Here is a 19,287-nt window from a genome sequence, read left to right as displayed (position 1 = left end):
CTTTAGTGAGTGCGATCAATTGAGATAAGGATATCTTATGAGTATTCAAAATGAGCTTCTTTCAATTATTCAAGACGTACCTAATTTTCCAAAAGAAGGTATATTATTTAAAGATATAAATCCTTTGTTAAGAGATCCTATTGCAATGAAAAAGGTCATTGCAGAAATGATGGGATTTGCGCGTGAATTACAGGTGCAAAATATAGTCGGAATTGAAAGTCGAGGTTTTTTCTTTGGTTTGCCTCTTGCTTTGGAAATGAATCTTCCTTTTGTTGCAGCGCGAAAAAAAGGAAAATTGCCAGGTATTGTGGTCAATGAATCTTATAATTTAGAATATGGTACCGATTCGATTGAAATTCAAAAGAGTGCATTAAAAATAGGTGAACGATATTTGATTGTGGATGATGTGATAGCAACAGGCGGAACCGCTAAAGCTTGTAGCAATATTATTGAAAAAAGTGGTGCTCAAGTTGTAGGTTTTTCCTTTTTGATCGAACTTGCTTTTTTGCGTGGAAGGGATCTCTTACAAAACGGATTTTCCAAATTTCCAATCCAGTCGCTTATAAATATAAAGTAAGTCCATATTTTTATAAATATTTCATTCTTTTTAAAAAAAGAATGAAAAATACTAATTAACTTTTATATCACATCTATTATAAAAATAAATAAAATTTGGTTGAATATATTTGTTTAAAATTGTAAATAATTATATCATGTATGTATTAAATTATTTACATGATATAAATTTAAAAATTTATTTTTCGTATCGCTCAAAATTCTTAAAATTTAAATATTAATAAATAATTATTAATATTTTTCATTCTTTTAAATGGATTTAATATGAATAAAAGAAATTGCGCAAACTTTTTTTTACTATCACTCATACCATACTCCTGTAGCAATGAAACAACTCTATTTAAGCAAGAAGAAGTAGTTCCATATAAATCGATTGTAAACAGAGACAGTAGTATACTCACACCTCTTGAATCACCGATAGACATTTTGCAAGGTTTTAATAGTTACGTACATTCGGTACAAGGGAAATGCATTCAAGCAGAAGTATTAAATCCAAAGCAAATCAATACGTCTCATGTTTATAGACTTGAAAATCAGGATTACAAAGAACTCTTAAAAACGATAACAAGCACTCTTGATTCTGCTCTGCCTATAAAAATTTCAGATTCATCTGTTGCAATTCAATTTGCCAAACAATCTGAAGCGCATTCATTAAGTTGGAATTATATACTCGTAAATGAAATCAGACCAGAAAGTAGAAAATTGGATGAAAATATTCCAAAACGTCTTATAAAAGGTTTAGAAAAATATTTTGATGAAAATGGTAGATTGATCGATTTTTATGGATTTATGGATAAATGTGGGAATGAGTTTATAGTAAAGCAAGATTTAATTGCAAAACTTGTTATAACTATTAAGCTAGATTTTGATTCTCTTCAAGATAAACTGGAATTTTCAAAAAAGATTGGAACTTCAATTTCCAATTTAATTGGTGCACAAATTCCAAAATCCATTTCCTTTGCTTTTGATTCATATTTTTTAAATAAAAAAATGAAGAAAAAAACCCATATAAGTATAGATGCTATTCAATTTGGGGGGGATCCTCTAAAATTATCTCAAATATTAAAATCTGAAGTGTCATGTGATATTAATAATATTAATAAGTGTGATAAAACTTTTTCAAATTTGATTGAATATCTTGAGGACTTTAAATCACAAATAGATATAAATAATTTAAGCAATTTAGCTGTTGTCAATTCAGAAGCAAAGCGATATAGCAAAGAGAAAATTTTAAATAGTAGTGATAATTTACTTAATTTTTCAATACTTGATCGTAAGAGTGATGAATTAGAACTCACAAATGTATTTAATGATATAAAAACATATTTTAATAAAGAAAAATACAATAGAGATTTAGCTATAAAATATAGAAATATGGAATTATCAAAACCTCAAGAGAATCAACTCGCAGAAATAATTAACAATGCCGAAGCAAATATAAATATATTGGATACATTGAGTAACTTAGCGCCTGAAACTTTAAAATATATCAATTTAGTTAAACGAGCAAAATTATCTGTTGAAGGATTGAACGATCAAGAAATTATAGAAGAAAAAGATAAGCTTTATGATATTAAAGCAAGATATGAAATGTTTAGAAAGGATTATAGTACAGATATCCTTGAAAATTTCTTTATAGCAAGTGGAAACTTTAGACCAAACACGAGAAAGCATATTTTCAACGTAAACTTTATTCAAAGAATAGATAGAGTTTCTGAAGATATTGCGCAGTTTAAAATATTTTTTAATAAAATTGATAATGAACACTTTAAATCATTTGAATTTAAATTTCGAACTAAAGATGATTTAAATTTAAATAAAGCATATGTAGATATTTACTGTAATATTCCAAATGCAAGAGATAAATTATTATTTAAAAATGTTCGCTCTGGTTTTAATACGCATTTTAGTGCATTTGAAGGATTTAAACACAAAGGCTGTTTACCTGAATATGGGTTCTATATTGCAAATCCAAAAGGCTTTGAAAATGTAGAAGAAGTTTTTGTCGAAGTGATAGGTAAAACTTAATAAGGAATGGTAATTACTAACAAATCAAGTCAAATGCAACTTTTTTGCAACTGACTTGATTTATCAAAGCTCTCATTGTAAAAGCTTATTGCAAAATTTTTGCAAATGTTTCAAGAATGAGGATCCTTAATGAATTCAAGTAAATTACCAGTAACTCTTCTCTCCGGTTTTCTGGGGGCAGGGAAAACAACTCTCCTGAACCATATATTAAATAATAGAAATAATTTAAAAGTAGCTGTAATCGTTAATGATATGAGCGAAGTTAATATTGATGCAACTTTAGTCAAAGGAACTGCTGCCTCGCTTTCGCGAACTGAAGAAAAGTTAGTTGAAATGACAAATGGCTGTATTTGTTGCACACTGCGTGAAGATTTATTAGTTGAAATTGCAAAACTTTCACTATCAAAAAAATTTGATGCATTAATTATAGAATCTTCCGGAATTTCGGAACCTATGCCTGTGGCAGAAACTTTTACTTTTGAAGACGAAAGTGGCAAAAGTCTAACAGAAATTGCAGAACTCGATGCATGTATAACTGTTGTTGATGCTTCTCAATTTTTAATTGATTACTGCTCTTCAGAATTCCTAAATGAAAAGAAAATTGGCTTAAATGAAGACGATGATCGGAATATTTCAGACTTATTAGTAGCACAGATTGAATTTTCTAATATTATAATTATTAATAAAATAGATTTGGTAAGCAAAGAAGAATATGAAGAACTCAGTTCGATCATAAGAAGTTTAAATCCAAGTGCAAAAATAATGACAGCAATCAATAGTGATGTTCCTCTAAATGAAATTTTGTCTACTAATCTTTTTAAGTTTTCTGATGCTGAACAAAACGCAAACTGGTTATTAGAGGAAAGAGGAACTCACACACCCGAAACTGAAGAGTATGGGATTTCAAGTTTTGTATATAAGGCGGATAAACCATTTCATCCAAAAAGATTTTGGGATTTTATAAATAATGAATCCGAAGGAATTATTCGCTCAAAAGGCTTTCTATGGTTTGCAAACTCACCAAAAACTTTAGAATATTGGTCACAAGCAGGGAGCTCGTGTCGTGTTGAACAATATGGTGAATCTGATGACTTGTATCAAGAGGTAGTGTTTATCGGTCAGAACTTAAAGAAAAATAAAATTATGGAAAAGCTGAACCGATGCTTATTAAGTAAAGAAGAAATGTTTATTCCAGAAGAACTTTGGCCATTGATTTATGCTGCTGATGATATGAATTCATAAAAATTATTTTAATGGTACTTTAGGTTGCTCGGTATAAGGACAATGTTTACATCCATTATCACAGCAGTAACCTCTTTTTAAATGATAAAATTGAGTAAAAACCATGTAGCCATTTTCGTTGATATAAAAATCAATTCCTTCGATTAATTCCAGATTATTTTCATTTTCATTCATAAAAATTGACTTTACTTTTTAAATTAAAACGTACTGATCTAGACACCTTTAACTAGATCACGTTAAAATAGAATCTAGATATTGTAAAGGAAATCTTATGAAGCTTTATTTTTCTACATTTTATCATACTTTAGATGCTCAAATTTTTCTGATAAAGCTAGTTATTCAACATATTGAGAGAGTTTTTAAGCTTTTCAAAAGTAGAAAGAGAGAGACATATTTTTTTAAAATAATTCATTTTTTAATATTAGCTATTTCTGAATGTAAAAATTTAAATTATATTTATGATAATATAAAAAATGTTACATTTTTTAGGAATGATTTAAAAAATTAATGCATTATTTTGTCTGCTCTAAATGCATAATAAAATATCTGAAATAAAAAAGAAACAATTATAAAAAATGAAAATATAAAATTTTATTAAAAATGAATTTATATTTTATTAAAATATTTTAGTAAAAAATTAATTGACATAAAAAAATATTATAATAAAGTAACAGAGGTCTTGTTGATTAATTGCATTTACGAATTTTAGGAGGATATATGAAGATAAGCCAATTTAAACATTCGATAATTCTATCGGTATTGACTGTTTCTCTTATTTCATCAAATTCAGCAACGGCAAATAAAATCTACAATTCACAATATTTATCTCAGTTTCTAGCAACTTCATATGCAACACAAACCGGAGAATTAGATGAAACTTTTGGTGATAAAGGCGTTGTAAAAGTTAGTTTTGGTACAAGTCATAACAAATTTAATAAATCAATTGTTTTATTAGATGGAACAATTTTAAGTGCAGGAAAATCTGTAACAGAAGACAATTTTACTGCGTTTACTCTAGTTAAATTTAATTCAGATGGTTCACTCGATGATTCATTTGGTAACAATGGAGTAGTTCATACTAAAATAGGAATTTCTTCTGAAATACTTTCTATATCAGTTTTGAATGATGGAAGTATAATAGCTTTTGGTAAAGCAGCATTAGCACCAGATCAGTACCAAACAGTACTTACAAGTTATTATCCAGATGGATCTTTAAACACTGCCTTTGGTAACATGGGAATTCTTGTTGTTGATCCTTCAATTATCTTAGCATCTGCACATACAATTTCAAATAATAATGCAATTATCCTAGGAGGTTCTTCAATTGCAAAAACAGCGCGAGGAGCAAATGCAAAAGTATTTACTATTGCAAAATATGATTTAACAGGAAACATAGTTACAAAGTTTGGCTCACAAGGAGTTACTAAAACTCAAATTGGGGTTTCTGCTAATGTAACAAGCATCCATGCCAAAAAAGATGGATTAATTATAGCTGCTGGGGTGTCACAAAATGCAGATTTAAATAATCAATTTACCCTTGCAAAATATTTTTCTGATGGTGCTTTAAATAAAACATTTGGGCAAAATGGGATTGTACAAACTAAGATCGGTAACAATGCAAATATCACTTCTCTTTCTGTTGGTACCGATGGATCTTTGTTTGCAGGAGGTTTTTCTATCCAGAAATATCTAAGCGAAAGTAGCTATGTCATTACATTAGCTAAATACAATCCAAATGGAACGCTTTCAAATTCATTTGGTACAAATGGTATTGTATTTACAAAAATCTTGCAAAATGATTATTTAAATAAACAAATCTTACAAGATGATGGTTCTATATTAGCAGTCGGTCTCTCTAAGGATAAAGCAGCCAATAATCAATTTATTATTGCAAAATATGATCCAAATGGCTCTTTAAATACTTCATTCGGTCAAGAAGGAATTGTACTTGGTGATTCTCTTGATTTAGATGCGAATTTTGTTAATGTAACATCAACAAATGAAGGAAGTATTTTTGTTTCTGGTGAATCAGCAGGAGAAGCTCAAGCTGTTTTGGCTAAATTTAATTAGAACTTTCTGCCAATATCCTAGCTGCTTCTTCATCGTCAAGCAGCACAAATCTTCTTTTTTCATCGTTGTAAGAATAAACATCTGCAGTTGCTATATCAAACCACCAGCTGCAGATTCTTAAATTTCCACTTTTAATAAGATCTTGAACCATAGGATATGACTCTAAATGAATTTTTTGTTCAAGGACATTAATTTGAGAAAGTTGATTGTGTGGTTGTAATCCTGGATTTATTTCAAATCCATCGAGCATTTTTTGCAAAGCGGGTTCGCCATATTGCAGCCATGAGCGCAAATTTGGAGAAGAAATGGCATTTCTATTTTTAACCAGTGATTGCATAGCACCACATTCAGAATGCCCACAGATAATGATACTAGAAACTTTAAGTTGCGTGATAGAAAATTCAATAGCAGCTGCTTCAGATTCATCACCAACGGAGAAACCATTGCGACTGCATGGTGGAATCAGATTTCCAACATTTCTGACCACAAAAAGGTCACCTGGGTCGGTTGACGCAAATAAGTTTGGCACCACTCTGCTATCCGAGCAAGCAATAAATAAAGCATCTGGTGATTGTCCCAAAGCCAATCTTGCAAATGTATCTCTGTAACCAGGTAATACTTTTTTTCTAAATTCGGTGATGCCATTAATGAGTTTTTTCATAGTTTTTCCCTTAGTCAATCCATACTGTTCGGAATTTTTATTTTGGAATTAATAAAAACCCTTGACGAACAAAAACAAGATACAAATTTGAAGCATCTCGATTCAATGGATTTTTACAGGATAGCATGGAAAAATACAAATAGGTGACAAAAGGGCTAGGGGAGGACAAAATTGAAATATATTTTAATTTTAATTTTTTTTATGCAACTCAGTGCATATGCAAAACAAGAAGTAATAAAAGTTGGTTATTTTGAAGCCATTCCATTTGTTTTTAAAAACAAATATAATAAACCAGATGGAGTTTTATATGATAAATTATTAAATAATTTGAACTTAGGAGAAAATTATAAAGTTGAGTTTTATGAGTTTCCTTTAGCACGAGCTTTTTTTGAGTTGAGCAAAGAAAATATCGATATTTTATCTCTTGTCACTGAACAGTCATTTATAGAGATGAAAGTTACGCATCGTTCCATAGCGATATGCAATATTCAAGAATATATTTTTGTACCGAAAGAATCTAATATTAATATTTTTGTTGATTCAAGAATTTTCAAAAATAAAGTAATTGGCTTAAGAGCTGGAGTAAATTTACCAGACTATTTTGACAGCAAAAAAAATAATATTACTTATGCAGAAACGTCAGGGGATAAGCCAATAGAGAAAATATTAATGAAATTAATAAAAAATCGAATTGATATAGCTTATTTCACAAATCCTAAGGTTGGCTACTTAGAGGCTAAAAAACTAGGCATTCTTAATAAAATCAAGGTTATAAAGCTAGGAAACCATTACTCTTCACTATATTTAGGATTTTCAAGAAAATTTGATAAAAAAATGATTTTACAAATTAATGAAAAGATTCAAAGAGAACAGAAAAATCTTGAAGTTATATGTTCTTTAAATTGATCATAAGTTTGTATATTTATTTTATCTTTTCTTTCCGATAAGAAGAATACGCATAAAAATATTTTTTGTTTATATAAAGGGCATTATGAGAAAATCAACAAATCTTCATCGAGTGTTATATAGGAGTGAACAAACTCAAAAGTTTGGCGAAGGTGAGCTTGAAAAGATAATAAATTCTGCACTTAAAAATAATGCAAAAAATGAAATCACAGGAATATTAATTACAAGGGGAGTTTTTTTTCTTCAACTTTTAGAAGGTGATATAAAGAATGTTGTAGATATGTTTAGTAAGATTAAACGAGATCCCCGTCATAAAAATATAGAGGTTTTATTGAATGAAGAAGCTGATTTTAGAGTGTTTACTAAATGGACAATGGGCGTGATTGAAGATTCGTCGCTGACAAATTTACCTGAAATGCTAAAAACTATAGATGCTATTTTAAAGCAGAAAGAAAAGGAGTCAAATGTAAAAGTGATCGAAATATTAAAAATATTCACTGCAAACATAAAAAAATGAAAAAATGATCTACGGCTTTTTTGCAATAAGTCCTATAAATACAGAGTCTTCTCCTTGGATATTATAATCTGGAATGACCCAATGCAAAGTCTCAATATGCTCATAACCCGTCTTTTGAATTTCTTGAATAAGAGGAAATGGATTTGAAACAAACAAACGTTTAATTTTATCTTTTCCCATATAGATAGGTCCAGCGTCTGTATGTTCTTGTAAAGTACCAATTTTTTGTAAAGAATCCCCAACACCTTTAAAGGATACAGCTAATATACTATTTTGAGTTTGGATCCGTATAAGATTTTTATATAACTTTTGTCGCTCAGTTTCTGTCAAAAAGTGTAGCACAGCATTTGCATAAATTCCAATAAACTCATCACGAATATCTGTTTTTAAATAATCAAAAATATTCATATCAATAATGTTAAGATTGATATTTTCATTCTGCATTCTTTTTTTCATTAAAGATACAGCTGTTTGGCTGCTTTCAATGGCTGTGACTGTGAAACCCTCTTTTGCTAGTGTAATGGAATGTGCACCTGAGCCTGCGCCAAACTCAATAATTTTTGCCGGATCTTTATTGATTTCTTTGACAAGCTTAATAAATGCATCGAGAAATGGAGTTGTATGAGCTCCTATTGTGCAAAGGCTAAATCCTCTATAGACCCCTTTGCTCCAAACTTCTTCATAAAGATCAACTGTCTTTTCATGTTTTAAATAAGATTTTTCGCTAGTTTTGCTATTCATCTGAGGATTTTTACTCCAAATTTAAAGACAAATTATATTCTTATAATTTGTCTTTATCTGAATGATGATTTTTTCTTCTTGATTCCATTTTTTTAAAGAAATTTTTTCTTTGTTCCGAAGTTATTACGCTTCTTATTTTTAGCATTAATTTAAAGTGTAAACTCGAAGAATATTTTTGTAATTTATCAAGATCATCATGGATTTGATATAAATCTTTTTCACTTTTTTTCTCATCAATTATAGCGTCCCTAAGAACTTTTCTTTTTTCCCAAACTTCATTACCTGCTTTTTTCATTTCAGCCTTACTTTCTGAGAATATTTTTTTTAATTTATCTTTTTGCTCTTGAGTAAGCGATAAAATTGGGTCTTCTAAGAACTTTTCATGTCTCATTAATGTGTAATCATGAGCTTCTTCATGATTATAATTTGAGGGTTGCGCATATGTAAAAGGCGAGGAAAATAAAATGCAGATTAATTGACTCGCAACCAGAAAATTCTTTTTCATGAATACCTCATTAATTGAATTTATAAATTGCATTAGCAATAATTTAAGTGTTTATTTATTTTAAGTAAATGTCATTTTTATGGTCTTATTTTGTATATGTTATTTATAAATATAAAATAAAATAATGATTTTTATTTTATATTAATTATATTTATTTGTTTAATAATTCTATTATTTTTTTCTTAATTTCAACAAATTTAGAGTTATTGCTATTTGGAATTTTGCCCACATCAGAAGCGCCTGTAGCAAAAATATCATCAAATATTTTTAGAATATCTTTTTGTCCCTCAATATATCCGTCATTGTGCCCTTCTTTATAATCGTGGTTGTCTTTATGTGAATGTCCATGTTTTTTGCTCATATTCAAATCCCCATAAATAATATTTTTGCTATGTATAGTTGCTATCGTTTTACTATCGACATATTTAAGGGAAATATGAATAATTAAAGTAACCTTTCTCGTAAAGCCCCCTGTATGTTTCACCTGAATAATCAATTGGGCGAGGAAGATTCTTCTTACAAGCTGTTTTTATTGTGTTTTTATGATTCATTTCTGCAAAATAAAATTTCCAATTTTTCCCAGTTTGTATGAAACTTAAGAGTTCATCACGTCCTACAGCTCCTCCTCCAATAGCTATGACTTGATCGCTTGTATTGACGATAACCTCAGAAGTCGGAGAGAGTGTAGAAGGGTTTCCAGGTATAAATCCTCCCCAAGAATTATCTTTTACGTAAATGACAGTATCAACTGAATTTGAAAGTGATTCTTTGTATTTTATAGCTTCTGATGAAACTATGCCTAGAGTTTTAAAACCCATAGATTTCGCAAGAGGATAGATTTCTCCTATACCATCTGCAGTTGCGCCAATACAAACATGAGTATCTTCCAGACGATGGCTGATTAAAAGTTCTTCAAGTTCTGTTTTAGCTAATGCAAGCATAGCCGTTTTATCTTCATATCCTGCTCCTGAATAACCAATAAATGTTACGATAAACATATTTTGCTTTTTAATAAAATTGGTAGCTTCACTAACATCCATTTTATATAATTTGCTTTTGCGAGTCGTTTGAAGAATAAGCTGAAGTAAAAGGTATAAGAAGAGTTAAAACAATAAAATTTTTCATAATTGATCCTTTCTTAGTAAAGTAATAAAATTATTCTTACTTTTTTATATTTATCTTGTTTTAATAAGTTGAGTCAAACTTACATAAATATTTTTTAATGAATTCTAAGATTGATTTTATACAAAAAAAATTATTTTAAAATGATGATCCAAAGCTGTCAGCCATCCTTGTTGGGCATTCTTATGGAGGTGCTGTTATTGCTAAAATGGCAACTTTTCTGGATCCAAGAGTGAGATCTCTTGTCATTCTAGCTGCTTCGATCGATCCAAACTTAGAGGATACGAAATGGTATCAAATTCCGGCTGAATGGCCCATTATCTCATGGATGCTGCCAAAAGATTTGGTGGTTTGTAATTGCGAAATTCGTGCTCTTAAACTTGAATTTGAAATTCTTGCCAAGCAGTGGTCACATATGCAATCTCGAATCACAGTTATTCAATTTTATGAAAATGAACTAGTTGAAAGTGTTTTAATAAATGAATTATTTAGCATAAAAAAATAATTTAATGTTTCTTTTTTTTTCTTAAGAAATAAATCTATTAAATATATGTTTGGAAAATAAACCAATATTCTATAAATAGAACTAAAAATTTCCCACGTGATATAAATAGTATCTATAAGATAAATTAATGCGACAAAACTAAATATAATAACTAGAAAGTCGATAAAAGAAAATTCAGTCTCTGAAAAATCTCCCACTCCATTTAAATTAAAAGCACCCTCAGTATAACTATAAATTTTTTTTCCTGCTCTTCCTGAAGAAGATGATCGACTGCTGTGACCACTACGACCACCATGCCCACCTTTAATTGTAATCTTGTCGTAAAAATTATCTGTTACATTTTTAAAAGAAGAGAATTGAGTGGAAAAATAATTTTTATTTGTATTGAGTGGCATTGATTCTGCATTCTTTAATATACTAAAAATCATCATAAATTTTAGAATAGCAATAATAAAACTCCTCATAAATAACCTTTACCATATAAAAATTGAAAATTAATCAACTTCTTATCTATGCAATTAAAACTTTAAAAAAGTCTTTGATAGAACTTTTAATCAAGCTTCAATTGTAAGTTAAAAATACAAAAATCTTTTAGCACATTGTGTTGAATTATGAAATAAAATGAACTAAAACTTTTTGTCTAAGATATTTTTTAAAAATTTGGAGTCGATATGAAAATACTTTCTAAAAGAATCGTTGAGAACTATAAATGGGGGAATAATTGTGATGGTTGGAAATTTATAGACAGGAAAGATTTAGCTATAATTTTAGAAAAAATTCCTGTAAACTGCTCAGAAAAAGCTCATTTTCATAAGAATGCAACGCAATTTTTTATTATTCAGACTGGTAAAGCAAAAATTATTGCCAATCATAAAGAGTATATTTTAAATCCGCAGGAAGGTCTTGAAATAGAAAGCTTCACCCTTCACAGTGTGCAAAATTACGGTGATACAGATCTTGAATTTATATTAATCTCTTCTCCTAAAGCGCATGGTGACCGAATTGATGTCTCTTATAGACTCAGAAATGCTACGCTCGAAGATATCTCTCAACTCACAGAGCTTGCTTTCTTATCCAAAGCATATTGGGGTTATCCTAAGGAATGGCTTGATCTATGGCAAAATGATTTGATTATTTCGGAGGAATTTTTAAAAAATTCAGTTTCCGTACTTGCAGAGCTAAATGGGAAAATAATTGGTTTCTGGTGCAGAGAAGCAATACAAACTGACAGAATTACAAATGGCAGTCTATTTATTCATCCAGAATTTATGGGGCAAGGACTTGCTAAAAATTTATGGCGAGCTTTAAGCGTTGAATTAAAGGAAAAGGGAATAAATTCATTTCTATTAGAAGCTGATCCTAATGCAATCCCATTTTATTTATCAATAGGAGCTGTGCAAGTTGGAGAAGTGTATTCTAAAATTATTAAGGAGAGAAAGATTCCAATTTTACATTTATACCTAGAATAATTCAATTATAATATATCTAGTTCATGTAAAAACTCCATTGCATTCTTTTTCGCTTTTATGCTATTGAGAGGTCCACCGCTTTTATTATCTTTTATCTGGCTGACAAATATGTATGAGTTTTTATCTTTTTCAACCCAGCCAATAAACCACCCATGTGCGACTCTATTTTCTAAATAGCCCGCACCAGTTTTACCATATAAAGAAACATTCTGATTGTTTTGTTCAAGAATTAAAGAACTTTTTGTCATCTGTTGAGCATGTTTCGTAACAGGAAGCTCTTCTTTTACCAATTTCTTTAAAAATTGCACTTGATCTTTTGCGGTAATTTTCAGAGATGAGTCAATCCAAGCGCTCATTAAAGCATCATTTTTCCCTGGTGTGCCTGAGAAATCTTTATTACCGTAATCGAATAGATTAAGATAATTTTCGATTGCTTTTGTACCCAATGAGCGAGTCAGTTTTTGACTATACCAGACAACAGAATATTTTAACCAACTTTTGGGAGTGTTTTCTTCTTTCCACTGAACGGGCATCCAACTTTTAAATCCTTCAGTTAAATATTCTTCCTTAAATTCCCATTTTGGGGTGTTTTCATCTTTTAAAATGTTTTTATCGAAACCCATTATGCTGAGAGGAATTTTGAAAGTGGAATTGGGTGGCATTGGTATCTGACAAAATTGGTCATTATATTCTTCGATTATTTTATTTTTATTTAGATCGTATAAAATAAAACATCCAGTAGACTCTCTATAATAATCTTTATAGTTTAAATCTTTCGCTTGTGCACTAAGCGTGCTTAACATCATTATACAAAAAACTCTTTTCATATTTTCTCCATTCTGAAAGAGGCATATGAAACGTAAAATAAAAACTAGAATTTTCCAATATGCAAAGCGTTTTAAAATATATCTTTTTGACATTCGGAGGATTACTATTTAACATTACTAATATAAATTATGGTTTATTATAACTCATGTGGAAGTGATAAAATTGCAATGGACCCCAATTCAGTTGACACATGATTAATGTGAATTTTGATACTGCACAGGACTCATCATTGCAAGTCCTGAATGAGGTGTGTAATGATTATAATCGTAAAACCATTCTTCTAAATGCTCTATAACCCAATCAGCAGAATAACAATCATTGACATAAACATAATCTCTTTTAAATGTTCCTAAAAATGCTTCAGCCATTCCATTGCTAGAAGGGCTATATGGAGCAGTATAGCAAGGTTTTAATCCAAGTGTTCTAGCTATATTTTGAACCGATTTATCTCTTTAAATCGAGCCTCGATCACTGAGCCATTCTGTTTGCCGCTGAGCCTTGTAACTTTTAAATCTTTTTTCCACCGAGCGTATCATTAATTTTTGAATAGATTTTCCTAATAATGGTTCCTTGGACGCAACGTAACTAATCGCTTCTCTATCTTTACAGTCTAAAGAAAACGCAACATAAACTTTTTCATCGTTAAAACAACGAATTTCAAATGTGTCTGAACACCATCTAGTATTTGAATGAAGAGTTACAATTTTTCCTGTGCCTGTATGATTTGTTCTTTGCACTTGATTTTTAGGAAGGAGGAGACCATTTAATTTCATTATCCGATATATTCTTTTTTTATTTATTCTCTCACTTTTTGAGACTTTAAAAACATTATTGACCATGGCTGTTACTCTTTTATAGCCATACGTAGGCCTTCTTTCTACGACCTTTTTTATAAGAGATAACATTATTTTATCATTTTTTTTAAGATAATTTTTCATTAAGACCACCCTGTATTTATGTCTGTAAGTCGATTGTCTTGAAATGTTTAAATTTCGACTTACAGAAGATACTGAATATATATTTATTTTGATGACTTCATTTGCTGTTTCAACAAGGCTCTTTGTTGGATCTTTTTTTTAAGAATTTCAATAGTATCAGTTAATATAGCTTTATCCACAGTTAAAGTTGGAACCGCTCTAGCCAAATGCTTATTTTCTTTTCGCAATGATAAAGCTTATATAGAAAATAACAAAACACGATTTAGAACTTATATGGTCTGAAGTTCACACTCCGATTAAACTCTCAAAATCAAAAAAAGAACTTTCCCACGATGAAGAAGTATACTCAAAAATTGTTAGTTCCTTTCTACAGTCAATTGAAATCCTTATCAACTGGTAAATAGAATCGAGTGGAATTTAAATTGCATCAAAAGTCCGATCTACTAAGGGACTAATGGTCCATGTTTTCGGACGATTTTCCGCATGTCTTTTTAAGTACATGTTTTTATTTTAATTTAACATTCTCTACTCTTAACTGGCAATAGTATATGATCTGCTAAAACAGATCATTAAAAATAATAAATATTTGTTATTATTACATAAATGATTTCTTTATTAGGGTGTGTTCTAAAATTTATCCTCAAATGATACAACACCTCATGTATACCATAGGAACAAAGTTATTTTTACTTTTATCCTAACGGTTAGCATTCCTATTTTTAATCAACGATTAAATTTATTAAATATTGATGAATGTGAACCAAACTCAGTTTGAAGATCTCACCATGGCACTGCTGCGCGTAGCTTTTAAAAAGCGGTTTCGATAAAAATCCTAATTCTATTTGAAAATGAATTTTAAATTATTTAAGTAATTAATTATTTTAAGGAAATTAAGCATCCGTCCCACCATATTTGACGCAATAACATTCCACTAATAGTCGCTCAATCAGTAAGTATTAAAATTTATTAATATTACAAAATTTTAAAATATTATTTGACAATTTTGTAATATTTGATAATTTCTAAAAGCAATCTTTTCTAAAGATTGCTTTTAGAAATTTATTTAATAATTTTACAGTTTAAAATAAAAACACTTTTAACAAGGAAGTTATTAATGTCATTTATATTTAGAAATTCTCTGCTATTTATTTCTGTAATTTCATTTCATTCCACTTTATTCGCAGATGGATCTTATTTATTTTGCTCAAATGAAAAATCCGAATGGTATTGGGCAGCTAATCCCGATATTAGTAATGCAGATTCAAGTAACCAATATTTTTGGCTAGAAGGGAATTTAAATATAATTAATGCCCCAATTTCACTGCATGCAGGCTTAAAACTAAATACAAATGATCTTCTTAGTAGACGGGATAAAAGAAGTACTCATTCAGAAAATGACTCAATTCAATCATCTTACAATTCAGCAATCCCAATTTTAAATATAGACCTTGAAGCATTCGCTAACAGCAATGAATGGAGCGAGTTAAATGAGTGGGAAAAACTTGAAAATTGGCACTCATGGGAAACATATTCACAAGATAATCTAAGTCGCACAAAAAGAGCAAGTATATCACAACATAATGATCAAACTTCAATCTTAAAGAGCCAAATCTCATCAGAGAAAGGAAAAAGGGCTTGTAGCATTCTTGTAAATTATTGCACAAAAACTTTTGGAGAACCATTTCGCTATGTAGGAGCAGCTGGGAATGCACTTGCAGCATCTTATTGGGGATATATTGTTGCAGACAACGTTATTTGCCCTAATTGGGATTACCCCTATGGATTAATTACTGACTCTCAATTAACTGTTGGTAGCCTTATAACAGAACTGACTGTAGATTTGATAACTTCAGGACCAATAAAAGGCTCTGCAAAAGCTGGAAAAGTTCCAACATCGCTCAATTCAAGACCAGACTCACTTGCATTATCTAATAGCAACGGGGTTTCAAGAAACGTTGTTTCAGTTGAAAAAGCAATCTCAAATCTGAGTACCCCTTCCAGCGAAAGAGCTATGTCTCCTATTGATCCATTTGGTAATAGAATGAATGAAATCACCCGTTCAGCAAGTGAACTAAATATTCAATCAAATAGTCATCATGCTGAAGCTGCTCGTAGACCGTCACAAATTGCAGAAAATCTAGTTTCATCCAACACACAAACAAGTGAAGGAATGGGGCAAAGGAAATTCTCCTATGCAGATATTGCTAAAACTCCTTCAACTGAGGGAGTGAATGAAGCTACAAATCCTTTTCAAAGAGCTGGAAGCTTAAGGATTGAAATGTATAAAATTGGGGGGATTAATTCAAAGCCCAAAGTACCATCAAGAGCATATAGTCTTTCTGATCTTATAGATTTTAATACAGCAAAGAGGTTTAGTAATTTTGAAGGACGTATCAAAGACTTATCACCAGATTCTCAACTTTATGAAATCGATATTCCATTAGTTGAAGAACATGTAAGAGTAAGAGATGCAAAACGAGTCATAGTTGAAAGAAAAACAGGTAGACGCTGGTATTCTCCAGATCATTATGAAACTTTTATCGATATGCAAGCTCCAATTGATCCGGTCAAATTAGCTGAAAAAAATAAACCTATCATTCAATCCAAATTATAGCTAACAATCATCTCTATAAACTCATAGCTAATCTCTACAACCTGAACGGATCCGGACACCATACAGTATCAGTTACTTTAGTTATTATCCCATATCTACGATTGTAAATTCGTTCACTTGCAGAGTTATCACTCATTTTTTTATTTCCAAAGCTATTTTTTTGAGTAAATTCTAAAATGCATACAATTAGGACTAAACTTGATAGAGCTATTTTTTTCACAATTTATACCCATAATAAATAAGTTGATTCTTAAAAGTCAAAGATCAAGGTAAAAAGCATTTGCTATTTTGTCAATGCTGAGCAAGGAACTTTGCAAGCGAAGACAGCATTATTTGAACAAGTTTCGACACTCGCGATACTTGTAAATAATAAAATATATATTAAAATTTATAATATTTAAATATAATTAAAAATAATTTGATAAAAATACAAATAAAGTTAATATTTCCTTTGATTATAAAAATAAAAAAACTTCAATTTTTATAATCATATTTAGAAATTTTAAATCAAAAGGATTTTATTATATGAAATATCTATTATTAAAAAGTATTTTTTTAGGAATAGCTCCAGGAATTATTCAAAATAATGCACATGCCAACTCTATTGCTTGGTCATGGCTGTATTGTGTGAGTAATAGCTCTATAGCAGTATCAGCAACTGATAATTACTGTACAGGCTTAAGTTGTATTAAAACAAATTGGCAATATGCTCATAAAGAAAATATAGAAACACTTATCCCTTATATTGAAAATAAATCGCTCGGAGTTTCAAATGGAGTCTATATCTATAGCAAAGGCTTTAAAACTTTTAATAATCTTGAATTTGCAATTGTCAATCAAGAGTTTGACAATGAAGAAGATGCTAGAATATTTTGCAGTACTATAGAAGAAAAATGTCGTAATGATAACCTTAACTTTGGGAAAAACTACAGTGCTGTTGGTTACGGCGATACTTTTTCAATTTGGCGCGGGATTAGAGCTGAGTTTCCTGGTGGCGGTGTGAATTGCAAATCTAACTTTCCAAGAAGATATATTAAATAATATGTAACAATCTTATGAACTATAGAATCTATTTTAAAATTTTATGCACGTATATCGAAGAGTATTTTTATTTATAAAAATACTAAATCCTTCTTTTTTATAAAACTCTATAGCATCATCATCCGTTTCAGCTTCTATTTTTTGGCAAAATGATTTTGAAGAAATTGAATCATTTGTTTTCCAATGCCTTTATTACGAAACTCCTCATTTGCTGAGACATAATGGCTAATAACTCTATCAATTGCTGTCTCTATAGCCATTAGCTCAACTAATAGCATATTGAATTCATCTGATATGTAATTAGTTGGGAGTATTGCCAGAATTAACATGCGCTCTACATTATCAATATTTGTGAAATATTGATAAACAGTTTCAATTTTCTTCACGGTAGGAAGAAACATAGCACACTGAAGAAGTGATTTTATATCTTTTTCCAACTTTGAGTTTATATTTTTTTCTATTCTAAAAGTTATTTGCAAATTAAAATCCTTTTTTATCTTTTAAAAAATAGTTCGTTAATTTTTAAAGACAGTGAAGATTGAGAGATAATAACTTCTTTATTTTGAAAAGTTCTATTTTCTTTCTCGGAAAGTTTATAACAGATTTTGTGGCAAAGAATAATCACGCTTTTATATTCTTTAGATGTTAAAATTTTTTTATCTGTTAGCAAACGATAATTAAGAAAAAAAATGCTTCAAAATTTAAATATTTGGTCCGTGAAGATATCACAGTTAATGCTGCTTTTTTAATTTGCTCCTTAATTTTTCCGTCTGTATAAATCAATGAATAATATGGAAGAAATTCTAGCTGAAATGGAGCGATTGCGAAAAGAAAATAAGCATTTAGCTAGAGCTGTTTCAACTTTAACAGTGGATAAGGCTATATTAACTGATGCTATTAAAATTCTTAAAAAAAGATGATAAAATAATGTTATCTCTTATAAAAAAGGTCGTAGAAAGAAGGCCTACATATGGCTATAAAAGAGTAACAGCCATGGTCAATAATGTTCTTAAAGTCTCAAAAAGTGAGAGAATAAATAAAAAAAGAATATATCGGATAATGAAATTAAATGGTCTCCTCCTTCCTAAAAATCAAGTGCAAAGAACAAATCATACAGGCACAGGAAAAATTGTAACTCTTCATTCAAATACTAGATGGTGTTCAGACGCATTCGAAATTCGTTGTTTTAACGATGAAAAAGTTTATGTTGCGTTTTCTTTAGACTGTAAAGATAGAGAAGCGATTAGTTACGTTGCGTCCAAGGAACCATTATTAGGAAAATCTATTCAAGAATTAATGATACGCTCGGTGGAAAAAAGATTTAAAAGTTACAAGGCTCAGCGGCAAAATTTTTAGGAACATTTAAAAGAGATTATGTTTATGTCAATGATTGTTATTCTGCTGATTGGGTTATAGAGCATTTAGAAGAATGGTTTTACGATTATAATCATTACGCACCTCATTCAGGACTTGCAATGATGAGTCCTGTGCAGTATCAAAATTCACATTAATCATGTGTCAACT

At 29.9% G+C, this 19,287-nt stretch carries 22 protein-coding genes and 1 pseudogene; 12 read left to right on the top strand and 11 right to left on the bottom strand.

Annotated features, from left to right (window positions below; translation table 11 throughout):
* Positions 1-37: 37 nt before the first annotated feature.
* The 3 genes from H7355_RS01445 (at position 38) to H7355_RS01435 (ending at position 3,846) form a co-directional block, all read left to right on the top strand.
* The gene (locus H7355_RS01445) at positions 38-577 is read left to right on the top strand and encodes an adenine phosphoribosyltransferase (RefSeq protein ID WP_186644239.1); all 540 of its coding nucleotides are present in this window, start codon (positions 38-40) and stop codon (positions 575-577) included.
* A gap of 263 nt (positions 578-840) precedes the next feature.
* Positions 841-2,604, top strand: coding sequence for a hypothetical protein (locus H7355_RS01440; RefSeq protein ID WP_186644237.1), 1,764 nt, complete (start codon positions 841-843; stop codon positions 2,602-2,604).
* 129 nt (positions 2,605-2,733) lie between these two features.
* Complete coding sequence (locus H7355_RS01435) at positions 2,734-3,846, top strand: GTP-binding protein (RefSeq protein ID WP_186644235.1); 1,113 nt, start codon at positions 2,734-2,736, stop codon at positions 3,844-3,846.
* Between the two features lie 3 nt (positions 3,847-3,849).
* Here the strand turns inward: H7355_RS01435 and H7355_RS16180 are convergent, their stop codons facing one another.
* Positions 3,850-4,020 carry a DUF5522 domain-containing protein gene (locus H7355_RS16180; protein ID WP_186644232.1) on the bottom strand — a complete coding sequence of 57 codons (171 nt, stop codon included), beginning with the start codon at positions 4,018-4,020 and terminating at the stop codon, positions 3,850-3,852.
* 543 nt (positions 4,021-4,563) lie between these two features.
* On the opposite strand from H7355_RS16180, the gene H7355_RS01425 reads away from it, so the two are divergent.
* Positions 4,564-5,916, top strand: a complete 1,353-nt coding sequence (locus tag H7355_RS01425; protein WP_186644230.1) for a hypothetical protein — start codon at positions 4,564-4,566, stop codon at positions 5,914-5,916.
* Here the strand turns inward: H7355_RS01425 and H7355_RS01420 are convergent.
* Entirely contained in the window at positions 5,909-6,577 is a 669-nt protein-coding gene (locus tag H7355_RS01420; RefSeq protein ID WP_186644227.1) for a carbonic anhydrase, read from the bottom strand. The two genes, H7355_RS01425 and H7355_RS01420, sit on opposite strands and share 8 nt — an antisense overlap.
* 171 nt (positions 6,578-6,748) lie before the next feature.
* On the opposite strand from H7355_RS01420, the gene H7355_RS01415 reads away from it, so the two are divergent.
* Positions 6,749-7,483, top strand: coding sequence for a transporter substrate-binding domain-containing protein (locus H7355_RS01415; RefSeq protein WP_186644225.1), 735 nt, complete (start codon positions 6,749-6,751; stop codon positions 7,481-7,483).
* A gap of 85 nt (positions 7,484-7,568) precedes the next feature.
* Positions 7,569-8,000 (top strand): BLUF domain-containing protein, encoded by a 432-nt coding sequence (locus H7355_RS01410; RefSeq protein ID WP_186644222.1) that lies wholly within the window; start codon positions 7,569-7,571, stop codon positions 7,998-8,000.
* Positions 8,001-8,009: 9 nt separating this feature from the next.
* Here the strand turns inward: H7355_RS01410 and H7355_RS01405 are convergent, their stop codons facing one another.
* The 4 genes from H7355_RS01405 to H7355_RS01390 form a co-directional block, all read right to left on the bottom strand.
* Positions 8,010-8,741: a class I SAM-dependent methyltransferase gene (locus tag H7355_RS01405; protein WP_186644220.1), complete on the bottom strand. Its 732-nt coding sequence runs from the start codon at positions 8,739-8,741 to the stop codon at positions 8,010-8,012.
* Between the two features lie 40 nt (positions 8,742-8,781).
* Positions 8,782-9,246: a Spy/CpxP family protein refolding chaperone gene (locus tag H7355_RS01400; RefSeq protein ID WP_186644218.1), complete on the bottom strand. Its 465-nt coding sequence runs from the start codon at positions 9,244-9,246 to the stop codon at positions 8,782-8,784.
* A gap of 151 nt (positions 9,247-9,397) precedes the next feature.
* Positions 9,398-9,607, bottom strand: a complete 210-nt coding sequence (locus H7355_RS01395) for a hypothetical protein (RefSeq protein ID WP_186644216.1) — start codon at positions 9,605-9,607, stop codon at positions 9,398-9,400.
* 64 nt (positions 9,608-9,671) lie between these two features.
* On the bottom strand, positions 9,672-10,286 hold the full coding sequence (locus H7355_RS01390; protein ID WP_186644214.1) for a hypothetical protein: 615 nt from the start codon (positions 10,284-10,286) through the stop codon (positions 9,672-9,674).
* A gap of 290 nt (positions 10,287-10,576) precedes the next feature.
* Between H7355_RS01390 and H7355_RS01385 the strand changes: the two genes are divergently transcribed.
* A complete protein-coding gene (locus H7355_RS01385) occupies positions 10,577-10,873 on the top strand; it encodes a hypothetical protein (protein WP_186644212.1) in 297 nt (98 codons plus the stop codon).
* Here the strand turns inward: H7355_RS01385 and H7355_RS01380 are convergent.
* Positions 10,813-11,337, bottom strand: coding sequence for a hypothetical protein (locus tag H7355_RS01380; protein WP_186644205.1), 525 nt, complete (start codon positions 11,335-11,337; stop codon positions 10,813-10,815). The two genes, H7355_RS01385 and H7355_RS01380, sit on opposite strands and share 61 nt — an antisense overlap.
* 207 nt (positions 11,338-11,544) lie before the next feature.
* Between H7355_RS01380 and H7355_RS01375 the strand changes: the two genes are divergently transcribed.
* Positions 11,545-12,342, top strand: coding sequence for a GNAT family N-acetyltransferase (locus H7355_RS01375; protein WP_186644202.1), 798 nt, complete (start codon positions 11,545-11,547; stop codon positions 12,340-12,342).
* Between the two features lie 5 nt (positions 12,343-12,347).
* Here the strand turns inward: H7355_RS01375 and H7355_RS01370 are convergent, their stop codons facing one another.
* The 3 genes from H7355_RS01370 to H7355_RS01360 all read right to left on the bottom strand — a co-directional run bounded on the left by H7355_RS01370 (position 12,348) and on the right by H7355_RS01360 (position 14,108).
* Positions 12,348-13,169: a class D beta-lactamase gene (locus H7355_RS01370; RefSeq protein WP_186644200.1), complete on the bottom strand. Its 822-nt coding sequence runs from the start codon at positions 13,167-13,169 to the stop codon at positions 12,348-12,350.
* A gap of 195 nt (positions 13,170-13,364) precedes the next feature.
* A complete protein-coding gene (locus H7355_RS01365) occupies positions 13,365-13,601 on the bottom strand; it encodes an integrase core domain-containing protein (protein WP_186645384.1) in 237 nt (78 codons plus the stop codon).
* Positions 13,602-13,622: 21 nt separating this feature from the next.
* Positions 13,623-14,108 carry an IS3 family transposase gene (locus H7355_RS01360; RefSeq protein WP_186644198.1) on the bottom strand — a complete coding sequence of 162 codons (486 nt, stop codon included), beginning with the start codon at positions 14,106-14,108 and terminating at the stop codon, positions 13,623-13,625.
* Positions 14,109-15,222: 1,114 nt separating this feature from the next.
* Between H7355_RS01360 and H7355_RS01355 the strand changes: the two genes are divergently transcribed.
* Both H7355_RS01355 and H7355_RS01350 read left to right on the top strand, forming a co-directional pair.
* Entirely contained in the window at positions 15,223-16,722 is a 1,500-nt protein-coding gene (locus tag H7355_RS01355) for a ribonuclease domain-containing protein (RefSeq protein ID WP_186644196.1), read from the top strand.
* A gap of 525 nt (positions 16,723-17,247) precedes the next feature.
* On the top strand, positions 17,248-17,763 hold the full coding sequence (locus H7355_RS01350; RefSeq protein ID WP_186644194.1) for a hypothetical protein: 516 nt from the start codon (positions 17,248-17,250) through the stop codon (positions 17,761-17,763).
* A 134-nt stretch (positions 17,764-17,897) separates the two neighbouring features.
* Here the strand turns inward: H7355_RS01350 and H7355_RS01345 are convergent, their stop codons facing one another.
* Positions 17,898-18,242, bottom strand: a complete 345-nt coding sequence (locus H7355_RS01345; RefSeq protein WP_186644192.1) for a hypothetical protein — start codon at positions 18,240-18,242, stop codon at positions 17,898-17,900.
* A gap of 412 nt (positions 18,243-18,654) precedes the next feature.
* Between H7355_RS01345 and H7355_RS01340 the strand changes: the two genes are divergently transcribed.
* Together H7355_RS01340 and H7355_RS16175 are read left to right on the top strand one after the other, a co-directional pair.
* On the top strand, positions 18,655-19,119 hold the full coding sequence (locus H7355_RS01340) for an IS3 family transposase (RefSeq protein WP_186644190.1): 465 nt from the start codon (positions 18,655-18,657) through the stop codon (positions 19,117-19,119).
* Positions 19,120-19,157: 38 nt separating this feature from the next.
* Positions 19,158-19,274 (top strand): annotated as a pseudogene (locus H7355_RS16175) (hypothetical protein); the annotation flags it as partial.
* Positions 19,275-19,287: the final 13 nt, after the last annotated feature.

The organism is Fluviispira vulneris (assembly GCF_014281055.1).
Lineage (GTDB): Bacteria > Bdellovibrionota_B > Oligoflexia > Silvanigrellales > Silvanigrellaceae > Silvanigrella > Silvanigrella vulneris.
Note: the sequence above shows the minus strand (reverse complement) of the source record. Positions and strands in the feature narration are given on the sequence as shown.